Annotated in this window: 15 protein-coding genes; 6 read left to right on the top strand and 9 right to left on the bottom strand. The window is 50.0% G+C overall.

Features of this window, described 5'->3' with window-relative positions; all coding sequences use genetic code 11:
• Positions 1 to 94 precede the first annotated feature (94 nt).
• The 3 genes from nrdA to yfaE all read left to right on the top strand — a co-directional run bounded on the left by nrdA (position 95) and on the right by yfaE (position 3,861).
• The gene (nrdA, locus tag ACF8PK_RS05720) at positions 95 to 2,377 is read left to right on the top strand and encodes a class 1a ribonucleoside-diphosphate reductase subunit alpha (protein WP_004725657.1); all 2,283 of its coding nucleotides are present in this window, start codon (positions 95 to 97) and stop codon (positions 2,375 to 2,377) included.
• Positions 2,378 to 2,449: 72 nt separating this feature from the next.
• Positions 2,450 to 3,583 (top strand): class Ia ribonucleoside-diphosphate reductase subunit beta, encoded by a 1,134-nt coding sequence (nrdB, locus tag ACF8PK_RS05715; RefSeq protein ID WP_392440468.1) that lies wholly within the window; start codon positions 2,450 to 2,452, stop codon positions 3,581 to 3,583.
• On the top strand, positions 3,583 to 3,861 hold the full coding sequence (gene yfaE / locus ACF8PK_RS05710; RefSeq protein WP_004725654.1) for a class I ribonucleotide reductase maintenance protein YfaE: 279 nt from the start codon (positions 3,583 to 3,585) through the stop codon (positions 3,859 to 3,861). Before nrdB ends, yfaE begins: the two co-directional genes overlap by 1 nt.
• Positions 3,862 to 3,933: 72 nt before the next feature.
• Here the strand turns inward: yfaE and ACF8PK_RS05705 are convergent, their stop codons facing one another.
• A complete protein-coding gene (locus ACF8PK_RS05705) occupies positions 3,934 to 4,182 on the bottom strand; it encodes a hypothetical protein (protein WP_004725650.1) in 249 nt (82 codons plus the stop codon).
• A gap of 247 nt (positions 4,183 to 4,429) precedes the next feature.
• Complete coding sequence (locus ACF8PK_RS05700; RefSeq protein ID WP_014204985.1) at positions 4,430 to 5,671, bottom strand: CinA family nicotinamide mononucleotide deamidase-related protein; 1,242 nt, start codon at positions 5,669 to 5,671, stop codon at positions 4,430 to 4,432.
• Positions 5,672 to 5,807: 136 nt separating this feature from the next.
• Here ACF8PK_RS05700 and ACF8PK_RS05695 point away from each other — a divergent pair, with 136 nt between their 5' ends.
• Positions 5,808 to 6,746, top strand: a complete 939-nt coding sequence (locus tag ACF8PK_RS05695) for a DUF3943 domain-containing protein (protein ID WP_370447161.1) — start codon at positions 5,808 to 5,810, stop codon at positions 6,744 to 6,746.
• 149 nt (positions 6,747 to 6,895) lie between these two features.
• Here ACF8PK_RS05695 and gndA read toward each other — a convergent pair whose 3' ends face one another.
• The 5 genes from gndA to ACF8PK_RS05670 form a co-directional block, all read right to left on the bottom strand.
• The gene (gndA, locus tag ACF8PK_RS05690) at positions 6,896 to 8,383 is read right to left on the bottom strand and encodes an NADP-dependent phosphogluconate dehydrogenase (protein ID WP_283512976.1); all 1,488 of its coding nucleotides are present in this window, start codon (positions 8,381 to 8,383) and stop codon (positions 6,896 to 6,898) included.
• On the bottom strand, positions 8,380 to 8,877 hold the full coding sequence (locus tag ACF8PK_RS05685) for a gluconokinase (RefSeq protein WP_392440464.1): 498 nt from the start codon (positions 8,875 to 8,877) through the stop codon (positions 8,380 to 8,382). The genes gndA and ACF8PK_RS05685 overlap by 4 nt, the downstream gene beginning before the upstream one ends.
• Positions 8,878 to 8,938: 61 nt before the next feature.
• Positions 8,939 to 10,255 carry a TRAP transporter large permease subunit gene (locus tag ACF8PK_RS05680; RefSeq protein ID WP_014204981.1) on the bottom strand — a complete coding sequence of 439 codons (1,317 nt, stop codon included), beginning with the start codon at positions 10,253 to 10,255 and terminating at the stop codon, positions 8,939 to 8,941.
• On the bottom strand, positions 10,248 to 10,805 hold the full coding sequence (locus ACF8PK_RS05675; RefSeq protein ID WP_004725638.1) for a TRAP transporter small permease subunit: 558 nt from the start codon (positions 10,803 to 10,805) through the stop codon (positions 10,248 to 10,250). The genes ACF8PK_RS05680 and ACF8PK_RS05675 overlap by 8 nt, the downstream gene beginning before the upstream one ends.
• Positions 10,806 to 10,868: 63 nt before the next feature.
• Positions 10,869 to 11,885 carry a TRAP transporter substrate-binding protein gene (locus ACF8PK_RS05670; RefSeq protein ID WP_004725636.1) on the bottom strand — a complete coding sequence of 339 codons (1,017 nt, stop codon included), beginning with the start codon at positions 11,883 to 11,885 and terminating at the stop codon, positions 10,869 to 10,871.
• A gap of 333 nt (positions 11,886 to 12,218) precedes the next feature.
• Here ACF8PK_RS05670 and ACF8PK_RS05665 point away from each other — a divergent pair, with 333 nt between their 5' ends.
• Together ACF8PK_RS05665 and ACF8PK_RS05660 are read left to right on the top strand one after the other, a co-directional pair.
• Positions 12,219 to 12,731 (top strand): glycine cleavage system protein R, encoded by a 513-nt coding sequence (locus ACF8PK_RS05665; protein WP_004725634.1) that lies wholly within the window; start codon positions 12,219 to 12,221, stop codon positions 12,729 to 12,731.
• A gap of 220 nt (positions 12,732 to 12,951) precedes the next feature.
• Positions 12,952 to 14,559, top strand: a complete 1,608-nt coding sequence (locus ACF8PK_RS05660; protein ID WP_014204979.1) for a methyl-accepting chemotaxis protein — start codon at positions 12,952 to 12,954, stop codon at positions 14,557 to 14,559.
• A 52-nt stretch (positions 14,560 to 14,611) separates the two neighbouring features.
• Here ACF8PK_RS05660 and nspC read toward each other — a convergent pair whose 3' ends face one another.
• Entirely contained in the window at positions 14,612 to 15,745 is a 1,134-nt protein-coding gene (gene nspC / locus ACF8PK_RS05655; protein WP_392440461.1) for a carboxynorspermidine decarboxylase, read from the bottom strand.
• A gap of 130 nt (positions 15,746 to 15,875) precedes the next feature.
• Entirely contained in the window at positions 15,876 to 17,120 is a 1,245-nt protein-coding gene (locus ACF8PK_RS05650) for a carboxynorspermidine synthase (RefSeq protein WP_004725628.1), read from the bottom strand.
• Between the last annotated feature and the right edge of the window lie 9 nt (positions 17,121 to 17,129).

Genomic DNA, 17,129 nt, shown 5'->3' with positions numbered 1-17,129 from the left:
TGTAGGGCGAGCTTGATCACAAAGCCGGGATTCACTTTACAAGAATTACACTAAAACACGGCTTTTATCAGTTTTGTTAGGGAAATAAAGCAGAATGAACCAACAACTTACTGTCACCAAGCGTGATGGCCGCAAAGAAAACATCGATTTAGACAAGATACACCGCGTAATCACATGGGCTGCAGAAGGCCTCGATAACGTCTCTGTATCGCAAGTAGAACTTCGCGCTCACATCCAGTTCTACGATGGCATTACCACGTCAGATATTCACGAAACCATTATCAAGTCTGCCGCGGATCTGATCTCCGAAGAGACCCCTGATTACCAATACCTGGCTGCGCGCCTTGCGGTGTTCCACCTGCGCAAAAAGGCTTATGGTCAATATGAACCGCCAACGCTGCTCGACCATGTGTCAGCGATGGTGGAAAAAGGCAAGTACGACAAACACCTGCTAGAAGATTACACTCGCGAAGAGTTTGAACTGCTGAATGGCTTTATCGACCACCGCCGCGATCTGGACTTCTCCTACGCCGCTGTGAAACAGCTGGAAGGTAAATACTTCGTACAAAACCGTGTCACCGGTCAAATCTACGAGAGTGCACAGTTCCTGTACATTCTGGTTGCGGCGTGCCTGTTTGCAAAATACCCGAAAGCGACACGTCTAGATTACGTGAAGCGTTTCTACGATGCGACGTCCACATTCAAGATCTCGCTGCCAACGCCAATCATGTCTGGCGTGCGTACGCCGACTCGTCAGTTCAGCTCTTGTGTACTGATTGAATGTGGTGACAGCCTAGATTCTATCAACGCGACCGCTAGCTCGATCGTCCGTTACGTGTCACAACGTGCGGGTATCGGTATTAACGCGGGTCGTATTCGTGCGCTGGGTTCAGAAATCCGTGGTGGCGAAGCATTCCACACCGGTTGTATCCCATTCTACAAGTACTTCCAGACTGCCGTTAAATGTTGCTCACAAGGCGGCGTTCGTGGCGGTGCAGCCACGGTATTCTACCCATTGTGGCACGGCGAAGCCGAATCGCTATTGGTGCTGAAAAACAACCGCGGCGTTGAAGAAAACCGTGTTCGCCACATGGACTACGGTGTTCAGCTGAACAAGCTGATGTACAAACGCTTGGTTGAAGGTGGCAACATCACACTGTTCTCGCCTTCAGATGTTCCGGGACTGTACGACGCGTTCTTCCAAGACCAAGACGAATTTGAACGTCTGTACGTGAAATACGAAAACGATCCATCAATCAAGAAACGCACAGTGAAAGCAGTCGAGATCTTCTCCCTGCTGATGCAAGAACGCGCGTCGACGGGTCGTATCTACATTCAGAACGTTGACCACTGTAATACGCACAGCCCGTTTGATGCGAGTGTTGCGCCAGTCCGTCAGTCGAACCTGTGTCTGGAAATCGCACTGCCAACCAAACCGCTGGTGAACGTCGAAGACGACAGCGGCGAAATCGCGCTGTGTACGCTGTCTGCATTCAACTTGGGTGCCATCGAAAAACTGGATGATTTCGAAGAGCTGGCCGAGCTGGTTGTTCGCGCTCTGGATGCGCTATTGGATTACCAAGATTACCCGCTACCAGCAGCACGTAAATCAACCATGAACCGTCGTACTCTGGGTGTGGGCGTCATCAACTACGCATACTACCTCGCTCGTCATGGCGTGAAATACTCAGATGGCAGCGCAAACGGCCTGACGCACCGCACATTTGAAGCGATGCAGTACTACCTGTTGAAAGCGTCTGTGAATCTGGCGAAAGAACAAGGCAAGTGCCCTGCGTTTGATGAAACCAACTACGCGAAAGGCCTTCTGCCAATTGATACGTATAAGAAAGACCTTGACCTATTATGCGACGAACCACTGCATTACGATTGGAATGCACTGCGCGAAGAGATCATGGAACATGGTTTGCGTAACTCAACACTGACCGCGCTGATGCCTTCTGAGACATCTTCTCAGATCTCTAACGCGACCAACGGTATTGAGCCACCTCGCGGCTACGTATCAGTCAAAGCGTCTAAAGACGGTATTTTGAAGCAGGTTGTGCCTGAGTTCACTCGTCTGAAAGAGAACTACGAACTGCTGTGGAACATCGGGTCTAACGATGGTTATCTACACTTAGTGGGTATCATGCAGAAATTTGTCGATCAGGCTATTTCCGCCAATACCAACTATGACCCAAGCCAATACGATTCAGGCAAAGTCCCAATGAAGAAACTGCTTCAAGACTTGCTGACCGCGTACAAGTTTGGTGTGAAAACACTGTACTACCATAACACTCGTGATGGTGCGAAAGACGATCAGAAAGATGCGGTGCAACCTGCCGATGACGATTGTGCAGGCGGCGCTTGTAAGATCTAATCAGATTCGAACTTTCCCTTAATGATTTGCATGCCCTTCGCTAAGGCGAAGGGCCAAACGGATGAAGGCACAATGGCTTACAGTACTTTTACTCAGAAAAAGAATAACCAACTTAAAGAACCGATGTTTCTTGGTCAGCCCGTCAACGTGGCACGTTATGACCAACAAAAATACGAAATTTTCGAAAAGCTGATCGAAAAACAGCTGTCGTTCTTCTGGCGTCCGGAAGAAGTGGACGTGTCCAGCGACCGCATCGATTACGCGAAACTACCCGAGCATGAAAAACACATTTTCATCTCAAACCTAAAATACCAAACGCTACTGGATTCAATCCAAGGCCGTAGCCCGAACGTGGCGCTGCTGCCATTGGTGTCTCTGCCAGAAGTCGAAACGTGGATTGAAACATGGTCGTTCTCTGAAACGATTCACTCACGTTCGTACACACACATCATTCGTAACATCGTGAATGACCCAGCGATCGTGTTTGACGACATCGTTGAAAACGAACACATCATTAAGCGCGCGAAAGATATCGCTCACTTCTATGATGACCTGATTCAGATGACGAACGATTACCATCGCTTCGGTGAAGGCACACACGAACTGAATGGTGAAACTGTTCATTTCAGCCTGAAAGGCCTGAAAAAGAAACTGTACCTATGCTTGATGTCCGTGAACGCACTGGAAGCGATCCGTTTCTACGTGAGCTTTGCGTGTTCATTTGCGTTCGCAGAACGTGAGCTGATGGAAGGTAACGCGAAAATCATCAAACTGATTGCACGTGATGAAGCGCTGCACCTGACCGGTACCCAGCACATGATCAACCTGCTGCGCAACGGCATGGATGATTTTGAGTTCCTGCAAATCGCTGAAGAGTGCAAACAAGAGTGTTTTGACCTGTTTAAGCAAGCTGCTGAGCAGGAAAAAGAATGGGCAGAATACCTGTTCAAGGATGGCTCAATGATCGGCCTGAACAAAGACATTCTGTGCCAGTACGTGGAATACATCACCAATATCCGCATGCAAGCGGTCGGTCTTGATGCTGCGTACCCAAGCGCAACGACGAACCCGATTCCATGGATCAACGCTTGGTTGTCGTCAGACAACGTACAGGTTGCGCCACAAGAAGCGGAAATCAGTTCATACCTTGTCGGCCAAATCGACAACGAAGTTCGTGCAAACGACTTCGAAGGTTTCGAACTGTAATGGCAACGATCAAAATCAACAAAGTCGTCAACATTGAGTCGAACCCGTCCAATACGCTGCTGGAAACCATGGAGCAGGCCGGATTAGAACCTGAGTACAACTGCCGAGATGGCCATTGTGGCGCGTGCCGTTGTACCCTCGCCTCTGGCGAAGTCGAATATGTTGGTTTTGCCATGGCATTTACACAACGTGATGAAATATTACCGTGTATCTGTAAAGCGAAAACAGCACTGGAGCTGACGAACGTCAACTACCGGGTGAAAGCCAAACGCGCTTGATCAGCCATGACGTCAAAAGCCAGAGCATTGCTCTGGCTTTTCTGTTTTGCACGCAGGGTCAACACAGTTAATTCATTCGGCGACGCCGCCAAATAAGATTTGGTCTGCCGTCCCCATGGAGACGGACTTATTGGCGATCTCGCGGCCATCATCATCATACAACGCCAAGCGGTATCCCGGATAACTGATGTTGTTATTGTCTACAGGGGCATGCAGCCACAACGACACCACGTCACGATGAACGCTGCCAAGTGCTTCTCCCAAAACCACTTTTTGACTTGCCACCTCATACCAAACCAAAATTCTTGATTGATGGAACATACCAGCCTCCTGCCGACGTAATGGTTCAAACGAGATTTCAGTGTACAAATAAAAAAGTCCTAAAGTCGGCTCATTTTTAAGACAAAATCGGGACCACTTCAGAAATCAGGCGCTTATCATTTAGACAATTTACGAATAGAAAAGAAGGCAGAAAAGAGGTTTGGTAATAAGCAACGAAATCATTTGCTTATTACCTTTTACCGTATGCAGTTTTTATTTATATGCAATTCAGCGATAACAACGCCGATTAACCGTTCAATACATTGGCGGGCAAATAGAGCTCTTTCACCGTAGAGACCGAGCCGTATTTGGCCAGCACCGGTTTCCCAGCAAGGTAACGACGTAGCATATCCGCAGCCACGGTACCAATTAGCTCTTTTTGCTCTTGCGCGCTATACGCACGGTTAAATTTGAGTAGTTGCCCCCACTCGCCTTGAGGCGCAGATAACGCCACGCTGAAGGTCTCATCACTCAACGCGCCGGTGACAATCGCCAAATCAGTACTGCATTTATCTTTGGTCGCCCCCGCTAACGCAAACACGGCCGCGAGAGGATCTTTCTCTCCCAGCCCCGCATCGGTGCGATGGCTCAAAATCCAGCTGTGCCCACTCAGGCGTTCAATCTGTTCATTACTCAACAACCAATTGGACAGCCAACCTTTGGTCGCTTGCTCGGCAATCGACAGCGACAACCCTTTCTCGGCCATCAAGTGTCCAATATGCGCCAACATTGGCTCATCAACGCTGACCACATGTTGCTCAAGGTGAGAATAAATCAGTTGCAGCAGTTTCACCCGTGTCTCTAAATCCTTGCGCGGGCCAAACAACTTCACTTCAATGAATGGCAGATATGAGCGATAGCCCAACACATACCCTTTCGGCAACTGCAACTTATCCAACTTGTCCGAAATACCCGATTCAGAGGTCCCAAACGTGTATATGCGGCTACATTCTAATCCAGCCTGATTGGGAAACAGCGCATGCAAATCGGGCAGAATCTGTTCCGTGACCATGCGTTTGAACTCTTTGGGTACGCCCGGCGTGAAATAGAACCAACACTCATTGATCTGCATTTTGAAACCGCACGCGGTGCCGATCGGGTTATCCAAAATCGTCGCCTGTTCGGGCAACATCGCTTGTTTGATGTTGCTTTCTGGCATCTTCATCTTGCGCTGAGCAAAGAATGCCTCCAGCACTTTCAGCCATTCGGGAAACAGCACCAATGGCTGCTCGGCTGCCTGAGCCGCCGCTGCAGCACTCAAATCGTCCGTTGTTGGCCCCAAACCGCCATTGACGACCACCACATCGCTGTTAAAACTTAACATCATCAGCTCTTCAACCAGCGCTGATTGTTCATCACCCACGGTAGAGCGTTTCGTCAACGAGAATCCATGTTCGAAAAATTCTCGCGCTAACCAAGCGGCGTTGGTATCGGTAATATCACCGTGTAGTACTTCCTCACCAGTACTGAGCATTGCGATTTTCAGCATAACTATGACCTTATCTCCGGGCCTTCTTTGAGGCTATTATCAAGCCACTATATCGTTGATTGGCCTGCTATCTCCATCAGTTTTATGTCAATAAGCGATTTGCTTATTTTCATCCTTAGGACTTTACTAGATAATTGTGATTCTGATCATTATAAAACAACGTCTTGGAGCTACTGTGTCAATTAAAAGCATCACTGCGCTGATGTTATCGCTCCCCGCTTGCGCCAGTGCTGCGCCATACGGGATAAGCCCTCACATCGAACTCTCTTACTCAGCAAACTGTCAGAGCATCAATTGCAGTGATGCCTCTCCGTTGGCATACCGTGCGCGTTCTCCCCTTGCGGTGAATCTTGCTGGCGAGCCAGAACTTCATTTGGATGAACCCGCCTTACCGCGTTACTTGACCATTTCTGACACCAAAGACTGGGATTACCTGAAAGATCAAACGTACACCATTTTGGGTTTAAGTATTGCGACAGTGGGCTTGATGACCTTATTGCCCGAGTCGGTAACGCAATGGGATGAAGAAGACCGCAACCTCAGTGGTCTGGGTAAGAAATGGAAAGACAACGTCTCTTCCGGCCCAACGTGGGATCGCGACGAACATTACCTCAACTACGTCATGCACCCATATTTTGGCGGTGTTTACTACACGGCGGCACGTCATGCTGGGTTTAACGAGTTTGAATCTTTCCTTTACTCCGCCGCGATGTCTGGCCTGTTTTGGGAATACGGCGTAGAAGCCTTTGCCGAAGTCCCCTCTTGGCAAGATCTGTTTATTACACCATTTTTCGGTGCGGTGGTGGGCGAAATGATGTTTGAAGCCGAGCAGAACATTGTCGATAACGGGGGTGAAGTTTGGGGTTCTGAACGCATGGGGAGCTTCACGCTGTTTTTCTTAAACCCCGTGGGCCACATTCATGGCTGGGTGAGCAATGCTTGGGGCGGTTCTGCCGAATTTCAATTTGAAAGTCACCCGTGGTTTGGCAATCAAGACGCGGCTAAATTTGCGCTCGACTCCGGCGCCACGTACGACACCCAGTTTGTGGGAGCAACCTTTAAAGTGACATTCTGATCCGCCTGCCACGACTCGATTTATTGCTTCAACAATTGCAAGATTGAACGTAAAAAAGCGCCCTTCGGCGCTTTTTGTTTTTTACTTTTTATCGCGATCTTCCGTCACGGCCTTCCTGTCACATTGTCGCTTCGTCACCTCTTGACGACTTAACGCGCAACCTGCTGACGCTGTGATTTTTCCCATAATACATGGAATTTCTTATCCGCTGGATGATCCACTCGTGCGTAGGTATGCGCGCCGAAATAATCACGCTGTGCTTGGAGCAGATTGGCAGGCAACACCTCGCAACGTAGCGCATCGTAGTAACTCAGCGCCGACGTCAAGCATGGCATCGGCACACCACTTTGCATCGATTGTGCAGCAATGTGCCGCCAACCTAACAGTCGCTTCGAGAGTTCCGACACAAATTCAGGCGCGAGCAGCAGGTGATCCAACAACGGCTGATGCTGATACGCCTGCGCAATTTGGTGTAAGAAGCCCGCACGAATAATGCAGCCTGAACGCCAAATGCGAGCGATGTCAGTGAAATTCAGTTGCCAACCTTCGGAATCCGACGTGGTTTTCATCAGGTCAAAGCCCTGCGCATACACCACCAACTTGGCGCAATACAAAGCCGATTCCAAATCGCGCAATGTCGAATCCAAGCACGGCTCTGCAATCAACGTCTGCGCGGGCAACTGTTTACTGGCCGTCATGCGACGCGCCTTGTTTGCGCTGAGTGAGCGCGCAAATACCGCCTGCGCCAAACTCGGGGCCGGACTGCCACTTTGCAGGCTGTTGACCGCCGTCCACAATCCGGTTCCTTTTTGTTCCGCGGTATCGAGGATCATCTCCACCAACGCCGCACCAGTTTCAGGGTCGTGCTGCTGCAAAATATCGGCACTGATTTCCATCAAATAGCTATTGAGCACGCCTTGGTTCCAACGTTCGAACACCTGACCAATCTCGGGCGCGGAGAGCGTCATCACATCACGCAAGTATTGATAGGCTTCGCAAATCAGCTGCATATCCGCATATTCAATGCCGTTGTGCACCATTTTCACGTAATGACCCGCACCCGCAGGGCCAAGATACGCCGCGCACGATTCACCTTGTTGATGGGAATCAATCGGCTGACCCGACGCATCCACTTTTGCAGCAATCGCTTGCCACAGCGGTTGCACGAATGTCCAGGCTTCCGGATCCCCACTGGCCATGAGAGACGGGCCGTGACGCGCACCTTGTTCTCCCCCAGAGACGGCAGTGCTGAAGAAACGTAAACGGCCCGTGTATTCTTTTTCGCGACGCTCGGAGTCGGTCCACAAGCTGTTACCAGTATCGATAACAATATCTTGCGGTGACAAACCCGCGTCGAGCAATTGTGCAATCACCTCATCCACTACATCGCCGGCGGGAACCGACAACGCAATCACGCGCGGCGTGTTCAGCAAGCGCAGCAGATGAGTCAAATCGTCAGCGGCGGCAAACGTGCCTTTACCCGCAATGGTACTCAACGAGGCGGCTTCTTGTAAGGTTCGCAGTCGGTTGGCTTGGTTGAGATCATATCCCGCAACCGAGAAACCGTGATCCACCAAATTCAGTGCCAAGCTTTTGCCCATCACACCCAGCCCAATCATCGCAATCTGACAACTCATGATTGCGCCTCCAAAGCTTGCAACGCTTGCGTTAACACCCCATCCAATGATTGAGAGATATCGACATAAATGGCTTCATTGGCGTCGGGCTCGACCAGCGTGTCGAACTGACTTTTCAGCATCGCTTCACCTTGGAAGTAATGATCCGAACGCTGCTGCAAACGCGACCAAATGGTCTCGTAATCGCCCTGCAAATACACAATCACCAAGTCGTCGTTGTTGGCGCGCAAGATGTCGCGGTACGCCGGTTTCAACGCGGAGCAGGCAATCACTGCCCCCGCTTGTTCGATGAACAAACGATTGAGCGTTTGCAGCCAACCCAAGCGGTCATCGTCGGTCAGTGGAATACCTTGACGCATTTTGTCGACGTTATCTTGTGGATGGTAATCATCCCCATCAAAGAATTTCAGGCCCAGCACATCGGCAATTTTACTGCCAATCGAGCTCTTTCCGCAGCCAGAAACCCCCATCACTAATATTTTTTTCGGTTTCATAGGACACATCTTCCCTAAGGCTCCACATCATGGAGCCACTCTACACTCGTTATCGGTTGGTTTATTGCCACCACATCGCCAATTGCGGGAACGCAATGACCAGCGCCAGGACGAAAATCTGCATGAAAATAAATGGAATCAGCGAGGTAAAAATCAGGCCCAAGCTGATGTCTTTCGGTGCCACAGACTTGAGGTAAAACGCCGCAGGGCCGAATGGCGGTGACAAGAAAGACACCTGCATGTTCAAACAGAACACCACACCAAACCAAATCGGGTCAAAGCCCAAGTTACTGATAATCGGCACAAAGATTGGCATGGTCAGCAACGCAACCCCAACCCAGTCGAGGAACATCCCCAGCACCAACAAAATCACCATCATGATAAGCAGTGTGGCCATGGCGCTACCGCCAGACAGGGCCAAAATGGTTTCTTCAACGAAATCGATACCGCCCATCAGGTTATAAACCCCAACCAGCGCGCTCGCACCAATGCCAATCCAGATGATCATCCCACAAGTCCGCATGGTCGCGACGGCACTCTCTTTGAGCATATTCCAGCTCATTTCACGGCGGATGATGGCGCTGATCATGATCCCCACCACGCCCAGTGCTGAGGCTTCAGTCACCGAGGCCACACCGGTATAGATACTGCCCAGCACCACCGCCACCGAAAGTAAAGGGAAGAACAAGGCTTTGAAGTAATTCGGTCGTTGAGTCTCATCTTCCAACTCGTCTTCAAAACTTGGTGCCAGCGCCGGATTCATATAACAACGAATCAGAACATACGCGATGTAACACGCCGCCAAAATAAAGGCCGGAATAAACGCAGCTTTAAACAGATCGCCAATCGAGACGCTCGCCGTCATACCGTAGATAATGAGGACAATGCTTGGTGGCAGCATGGTGCCCAACGCACCACCGGCACACGTGGTACCAATCGCCAGTTTACGGTCATAGCCCAAGCGCAGCATTTGTGGCAACGCCAGAATACCCAGCAGCACGGTTTCGCCACCGATCACGCCCGACATCGATGCAAGCAGCACCGCCACCAACAGCGTTTGTACCGCAACGCCGCCGCGCACTCTACGGCCAACTGATTTCATCGCATCGAACAAATCACGAGCAATACCCGAGTGATCGAGCATTGCCGCCATCAACACAAACATCGGAATCGCGAGGAAGATATAATCCGACGCAAAGCTGTACATGCGGCTGGTCACCAGAGGAATCGCGTCCACCCCAAACCAACCTAGCGTGAAGAAAATCGCGACAAAACCGGTCACGAACGCCAGTTGCATCCCCGTGAGCAGCAGGCCGATCATCATCGCCAGCATCAATACGCTGCCCCACTCAATACCTATCGAAGACAGATCAAACATCGTGTTTATTCCTCAGGGCTTGAATCTCTTGAATCAGATGCAGCACGAACTGCACGACCAGAATCACTAAAGTGATGAAAATAACCGCTTTCAGCAGCGCCGGATAAGGCGGGTTAAATGCAGACCCCGAGGTTTCCAAACGAAACTCCCCCCAAGGGGCAAACCAAGCGGCTTCCACCGTCACGTAAGAGGCATAAGCCATCATGCCCGCAAACGCGAGGCCAACTATGTGATGGACGATGTTGAGGTAATGTTTGGTGCGCTGCGAAACGTGATCGTAAATCAACACCACACGCACGTGTTTGTCGGCCGCCATGGCATAAACGCCACCAAACACAAACAGTGTGCCGCCGACAAACGCGGCAGTTTCATGAACCCAAGTGGTCGGCGCATTGAACACATAACGCATCACCACTTCGTAAAAGGAAATCGCAACCGTAAACAGAAACAGCAAGCTTAGCGCGTTGCCCAGACGCAGAATCCAGCGATCCAGCGCATTTTTCGGCTGCCCGTCATGGATAGACGCAGCAGGAAGCTTATTCTCGCTCATAACGAACTCTTGTTTAAAATGAGAGGGCAAAGCGCCCTCTCGGAAAGAAAGGAATAACCGTGATTACAGTAGATCGTTTTGTTCTAGGAAGGTGGTCACTGAGTCATACACTTTTTGCGCATTGGGTGAGCGTTCAGCAAACACTTTCCACTGGCTGCGTGCAATTTCACGGAATTTCTTGCGCTCTTCATCAGACCAGTTGTGAATGGTAATTTTCGGATTCGCGCTGGCTTCTTTCACCGCCGCTTGGTCCGCAATCTTCAATTGCGTGGTGATGTCGTACGAGAAATCACGAACCGAAGTTTCAAGAATCTGCTGCAGATCCGCAGGCATCTTGTCCCATTTTTTCTGGCTGATAGAGATATCGATCAGCGGCAGCGAGTGGAACCCTGGTTGAACTGGATGCACCGCGACGTCGTTCATGCCCGCTTTTTGGTTGGTGGAGAAAACGGTGTAGTCGGCAGCGTCAATCACCCCTTTGCTTAGCCCCGTAAACACTTCAGAACCCGGCAAGTTCACAGGCGTAGCTCCCGCAGCAGCAAAGACTTGTTGAACCAAACCTTCTGGCGCACGTAGTTTCAGACCTTTCAGATCCGCGACCCCATCCAGCGGCTTTTTCGATACCAAAGATTCAACGCCAGTGGTTGAAGCGCCAACAAAATGTACGCCGTATGGTTTGTAAAGTTCGGTTAAAAGTTCGTTCCCACCGCCGTAGTTCATGTATTGAAGTAATTGAGTGGTGTCAGACCATGCACCAACCATGTTACCCAACAGGCCAAATGCAGGATCTTGACCCGAGAAAAACTCCGTCGCAGTGACATGACCGTCCAGAATCCCCATCTTAATCGCGCTCAGGGTTTCAGTGTGTTTCACCACCGCGCCAACAGGCAGCAAGTCAATGTCGATGCGGCCACCTGACATTTTCTCGACGCGATCCACCCAGCTTTGCTGAATTTGGAAGTTGCGGTCACCAGAGGGATCAGAAGACTGAATCTTGAGTTTGAAATCTGCCGCCATGGCAGACATGGATACCAAACCCGTGACCGCCGCAGCGATCAGTGTTCTTGTCATTGTTTTCATTGAATCGTCCTTAAGAGTTTCACGTAACAAACCGGTTTATATTTTTATGTTACCGGTAACTTGCATCGCGAATGTTACTGGTAACTACCATTCATTGTCCATGAGATCGATCACAGCTTTTAAACAATTATTAACAACAATCTCAACATTGCATAATTTCTGGTAACCGACATGACATAACCCTTTGTCTCTCAAGGTCAAATTTGTGCAGAGGATTGAAGTATTGAAAGTTGCCCATCGTTGTCGTCCAAAAAATTGACTTTCGTCAATCCTTATCGACGCATAACACCTAAACTCAAAGATAGAGTGACCAAGTGAAGTTCGGAGGCCATTATGACTTGTACATTTATTGTAAACTTTGTGGGAACTGCCACGCCGTCCACGATTAAACAACTGGCTGCCATTACGCATGAGAACGATGGTAAGTGGTTAATCAGCAAAGTAAATTTCATTGAAGATCAAGTGGCAGCCGTGATTAAGGTTGAAATGCCGCTTGCCAAAGCAAACGTTGTTAAACACGCATTCCAATCCTACCCTGATTTGATGGTGAATATCGTCGACTGCGATACGCGACCACTCAAAGAAGATACGATTTACCAATTACGCCTCGATGCCAATGACCGTTACGGCATTGTCAACGACATCACTCATGTGTTGGATGGCCAAGGCATCAGCATTTTGGATATGGACTGCCAACGCGTTTTTATTGCGGGTGGTGGTGGCGTCAGCTCCAGCCTATTTACCGCCAACATGGCGATTCGCTTACCACCAGAAATTGACATCGAAGATGTCGCCAAAGAGCTAGAAGCGTTGAGTGAAGACACCCGAGTCATCCTCGAAGCCTAACAGCACACACGAATGTATCATTTCGACGGGAGGCCTTTGGCCTCCCTTTTTCATCAGTGACACCTAATTTTCTTGAACCAGATAACACTCTCGTCCGATTCGTTTGAATTCTCGCACTTTTCTACCACGCTTAATTCGGGATCTCGATTCCAACATTATTCTAATAAACAGCACTCTGTAACGAGAAAGCACATACAACTTTGGCTAGGTAGAAAACATCATGTTGAAGCTCAAAAACATCAAGGTCAGCTATAAGCTGGCAATTATTCTGTTGGTCAGCATCATTGGGTTTATCAGTCTGCTATTCATTGCAGCCACCGCCCTCAAACACAATTTGATCGCAGAACGAGAAGCTCGGCTATACGCGGTCATCAATAGCACCTTGTCCCAAGTGAGTTTTCTAGAACAATCCCTGCCCAAAGACGACGCGCAAAAACAAGCCAAGGCACTGATCAATGCCATTCGTTTCGATGGTAACAACTATCTGTTTGTGCTGGATGAAACGCGAAAAATGCTTGTACATCCACTGCGCCAAGACTTGGTTGGGCAGCAGATGGGCGAACAACGCAGCGGTGAAGATGGGTTCTGGTACACCATGGTGGATTTGGCGAAAGGCGGTCAACATGGCGTGCTCACCTACCCTTGGCAGACCGCGGCCGGTAAAGAGGCCGACAAACTCTCCGCGGTGCATGGATTTGCACCTTGGGGCTGGGTACTCGGTTCCGGCATGTTGTTGGATGATATTGAGCACGCGGTAGAACGCCAGTTTTGGACCATGGCGATTGCGACCTTCGTGGCGATTATCGTCATGGCAGCGTTCGGCGTGGTCATCAGCCGCGCCATTGTACGCCCGTTGGAACTGATCAAAGATTCGATGAAAAAAGTGGCTCAAGGCGATTTAACCGCCACCATTCCAGTACAAGGCAAAGATGAGATTGGTATCGTTGCCACACGCATTAACGAAAGTGTGGCCGCCATGCGCGGGGCATTGTTGGAGTCGGTGAACTCGGCCAATGAAGTTGCTGAAGCGGCGATTCGCATTTCCTCATCCGCGGAAGAGACCAGCCAAGCCGTCGTCAGCCAACGTGATCAGCTCAGCCAACTCGCCACCGCCATGAATGAAATGAGCGCCACCGTGGCCGATGTCGCCGGACACGCCGAAGAAACAGCACGTGATACGCTCGATGCCAGTAACGAAGCGGGCCTTGGCGACAAAGATGTGCATTCCAGTGTCGACAGCATCAAATCGCTGTCTAATGAATTGGAAATTGCGGCCGAACAGGTCAATAAACTGAAAGAAGGCGTCATGCAGATCAGCGAAGTGACCGCCGTCATCAGCGGCATTTCCGAACAAACGAACCTATTGGCCTTAAACGCGGCAATTGAAGCTGCGCGAGCTGGCGAGCAAGGCCGTGGCTTTGCCGTCGTCGCAGACGAAGTGCGCAATTTGGCAAGCCGCACTCACCATTCGACCGATGAAATTCAAACCACCATCAATCGCCTACAACAATTGGCGGTCACCACCGCGAGTGCGATGCAAACCAGTCAAGATTTGGCCTACAGCAGCGTAGAGCGCGCTGAAAATGCGGGCAGCGATTTGTCATTGATAGTGAATCACATTCAGCACGTCAGCGATAAAGCGACCCAAATTGCGACCGCAGCAGAAGAACAAAGCGCAGTGGCAGAAGAGATGAATCGCAACGTCAGTGGCATTAACGACGCCGCATTGGAAATGTCACAAGCCGCCAATTACTTAGCCGAAGAGAGTGAAAAACTCGCCGACCTGTCACGCCAGCTCGATGAGAAGTTGTTGCACTTTAAGCTTTAGATGCCAAACAAAAAATCCACCGCATGCGGTGGATTTTTTCATCAGCGAACGATTATTTAACCGACCACAACGAGAGTGAGCGTTTAAAATCGTCGTAACCAAATTCGTTCAGTTTCTGAATGTCACCGTTGGTGCGTTCACAGTAAACCGATGGCATTTTCAGGCCGTTGAACCAGTTCAGTTTCACCATGGTGTAACCTGCGCTGTCGAGAATATGCAGTTTTTGACCGACCTTGAGCGGCTCATCAAACTTCGCAACGCAGAATTGGTCGCCCGCCAAACACGAACAAGAGCCAATCACGTACTCGTGCTCGCCACTCTCGCTCGCTTCTAATACTGATGCTGGCTCTTTGTAGATCAGCGTGTCCAAACGGTGCGCTTCGGTTGCTGAGTCAACAATGGCGGTTTTCATGCCGTTTTCAACGATGTCCACCACCGTCACGACCAGGTCGGTCGTTTTGGTGATCACCGCTTCACCCGGTTCTAGGTAAAGCTGCACGCCGTGCTTTTCAGCAAAGGCTTTCAGAGCGAGGCCCAGTTTCTCCACATCGTAACCCGGCCAAGTGAAGAAGACACCGCCGCCGAGGCTCACCCAATCCAATGTGTTCAGGTACGCGCCAAAACGCTCTGAAATGGAATCCAGCAGGTGGATAAACGCATCCACATCTTTGTTCTCACAGTTCATGTGGAACATGACGCCATTGATGGTTTCAAAGACCGCAGGATCAATGTGATCGGCTTGTACGCCCAAACGCGAAAACTGACGCGCTGGGTTCGCCAAATCTTGACCCGCATAGCTAACGCCTGGGTTCAAGCGCAAGCCCAATGACGCTTTGCCTTCTACCAAGTGACGGTACGCACTCAGTTGAGACTGTGAGTTGAAAATCATTTTGTCACAGATGTCGGCAACTTCTTTGACGTCGTCTTCGCTGTAACCCACGCTGTAGGCGTGTGTTTCGCCGCCGAAGGTGTCGTGGCCGAGTTTGACTTCAAATGGGCCAGAGCTGGTTGTACCGTCCAGGTACGGTTTGATGATGTCAAAAACACCCCAAGTCGAGAAGCACTTCAGTGCCAGTACCAGTTTTACACCGGAAATGTCTTTCAAGCGTTTCGCAATTTCGAGGTTCGCAATCAGCTTGCCTTCGTCAATCATGAAATATGGGGTTTTGAGTTCGTTTTTTTGCATCGTGTCGGTTCCTAAATGCTGCGCATTAATCGCAACAGTTTCTGAATCTTTAAAATGGAAAAAACAGCCATCACGAATGACGGCTGTTTGTTTCAGAACCAAAAGGTGTTATGCCTTTTAGTCGCTTCGATCAATCAAGAATGTTGATCACCGGTTGGCTCGGTTGTAATTCCTGCACGTTCCAGCTCAAGCCGATCGACGGCATGGTTTCGAGGAACGGGTCTGGGTTGAGCTGCTCCATGTTAAACACGCCAGCGTCAGCCCATTCGCCACGGAAGAATTGCAGCGCAGCCGTGATTGCTGGTACACCCGTGGTGTATGCAATCGCCTGATGCTCAACATCTTTGTAAGCGACTTCGTGATCAGCGTTGTTGTAAATGAATACGCTACGCTGTTCACCATTTTTCTTGCCTTGAACCCAAGTACCGATACAGGTTAAACCGCTGTATCCTGGAGCCAAAGAGGTCGGATCCGGTAACAGTGCTTTCAGAACGTGCAATGGTTGAACCACGGTGCCATCCTGAAGTGCAATCGGATCCGGACTGAGCAGACCAATGTCACGCATGCAGTTGAAGTAGTTCAGGTAACGGTCACCGAAGCCCATCCAGAACTCAATACGTTTTGCAGGAATAAATTCCTTTAGTGAGCGAACTTCATCGTGTGCCATTGAGTACACTTTGAAAGGACCACATTGAGGAAAATCAAATTCCATCATACGAGAGTGGCATGGTACGCGCTTCCATTCTCCCTCTTCCCAGAAGAAAGAGTCGCCCTGAATTTCCAACATGTTGGTTTCAGGATCGAAGTTCGTCGCGAATTTCTTGCCGTGGTCGCCCGCGTTGATGTCCATCACGTCGATGGAATCAATCTCATCAAACAGGTGTTTTGCGGCATACGCTGCAAACACACTCACCACTCCGGGATCAAAACCAGCGCCCAAAATTGCGGTGATGCCTGCCTGTTTGAATTTTTCGCGGAATGCCCACTGAGGATCGTACGCTTCTGGCACTTGCTGGCCTTCAGAGCATAGATCCACCGCAACAGAAGTGTCCAAATAGGACACTTTTGCACGGTAACAGGCTTCCATGATTGGTACGTTAACCCAAGGCGGGCCAGCGTTGATCACCAGATCAGGCTGGACCGCTTCGATTAACGTTACTAGTGCGTCAACATCGTCAGCATTTACTGCTCGCGCTTCTAGCTTCTTAGTAGAATCTTTCAAGTTTTGTTTGCCCTTGATTGATTCAATGATCTTCTCACACTTCTCAACTGAACGAGAAGCAATGGTAATATCACCCAGCACGTCGTTGTTTTGTGCCGCTTTATGTGCGACAACCCAGCCAACGCCGCCCGCCCCAATCTGTAGAATTGACATAGTATCCGT

Origin of the sequence: Vibrio sp. CJQ_6 (assembly GCF_043106745.1) — a bacterium.
Taxonomy (GTDB): Bacteria; Pseudomonadota; Gammaproteobacteria; order Enterobacterales; family Vibrionaceae; genus Vibrio; species Vibrio furnissii.
The sequence above is the reverse complement of the archived record's forward strand: the minus strand, read 5'-3'. Positions and strand labels throughout refer to the sequence as shown.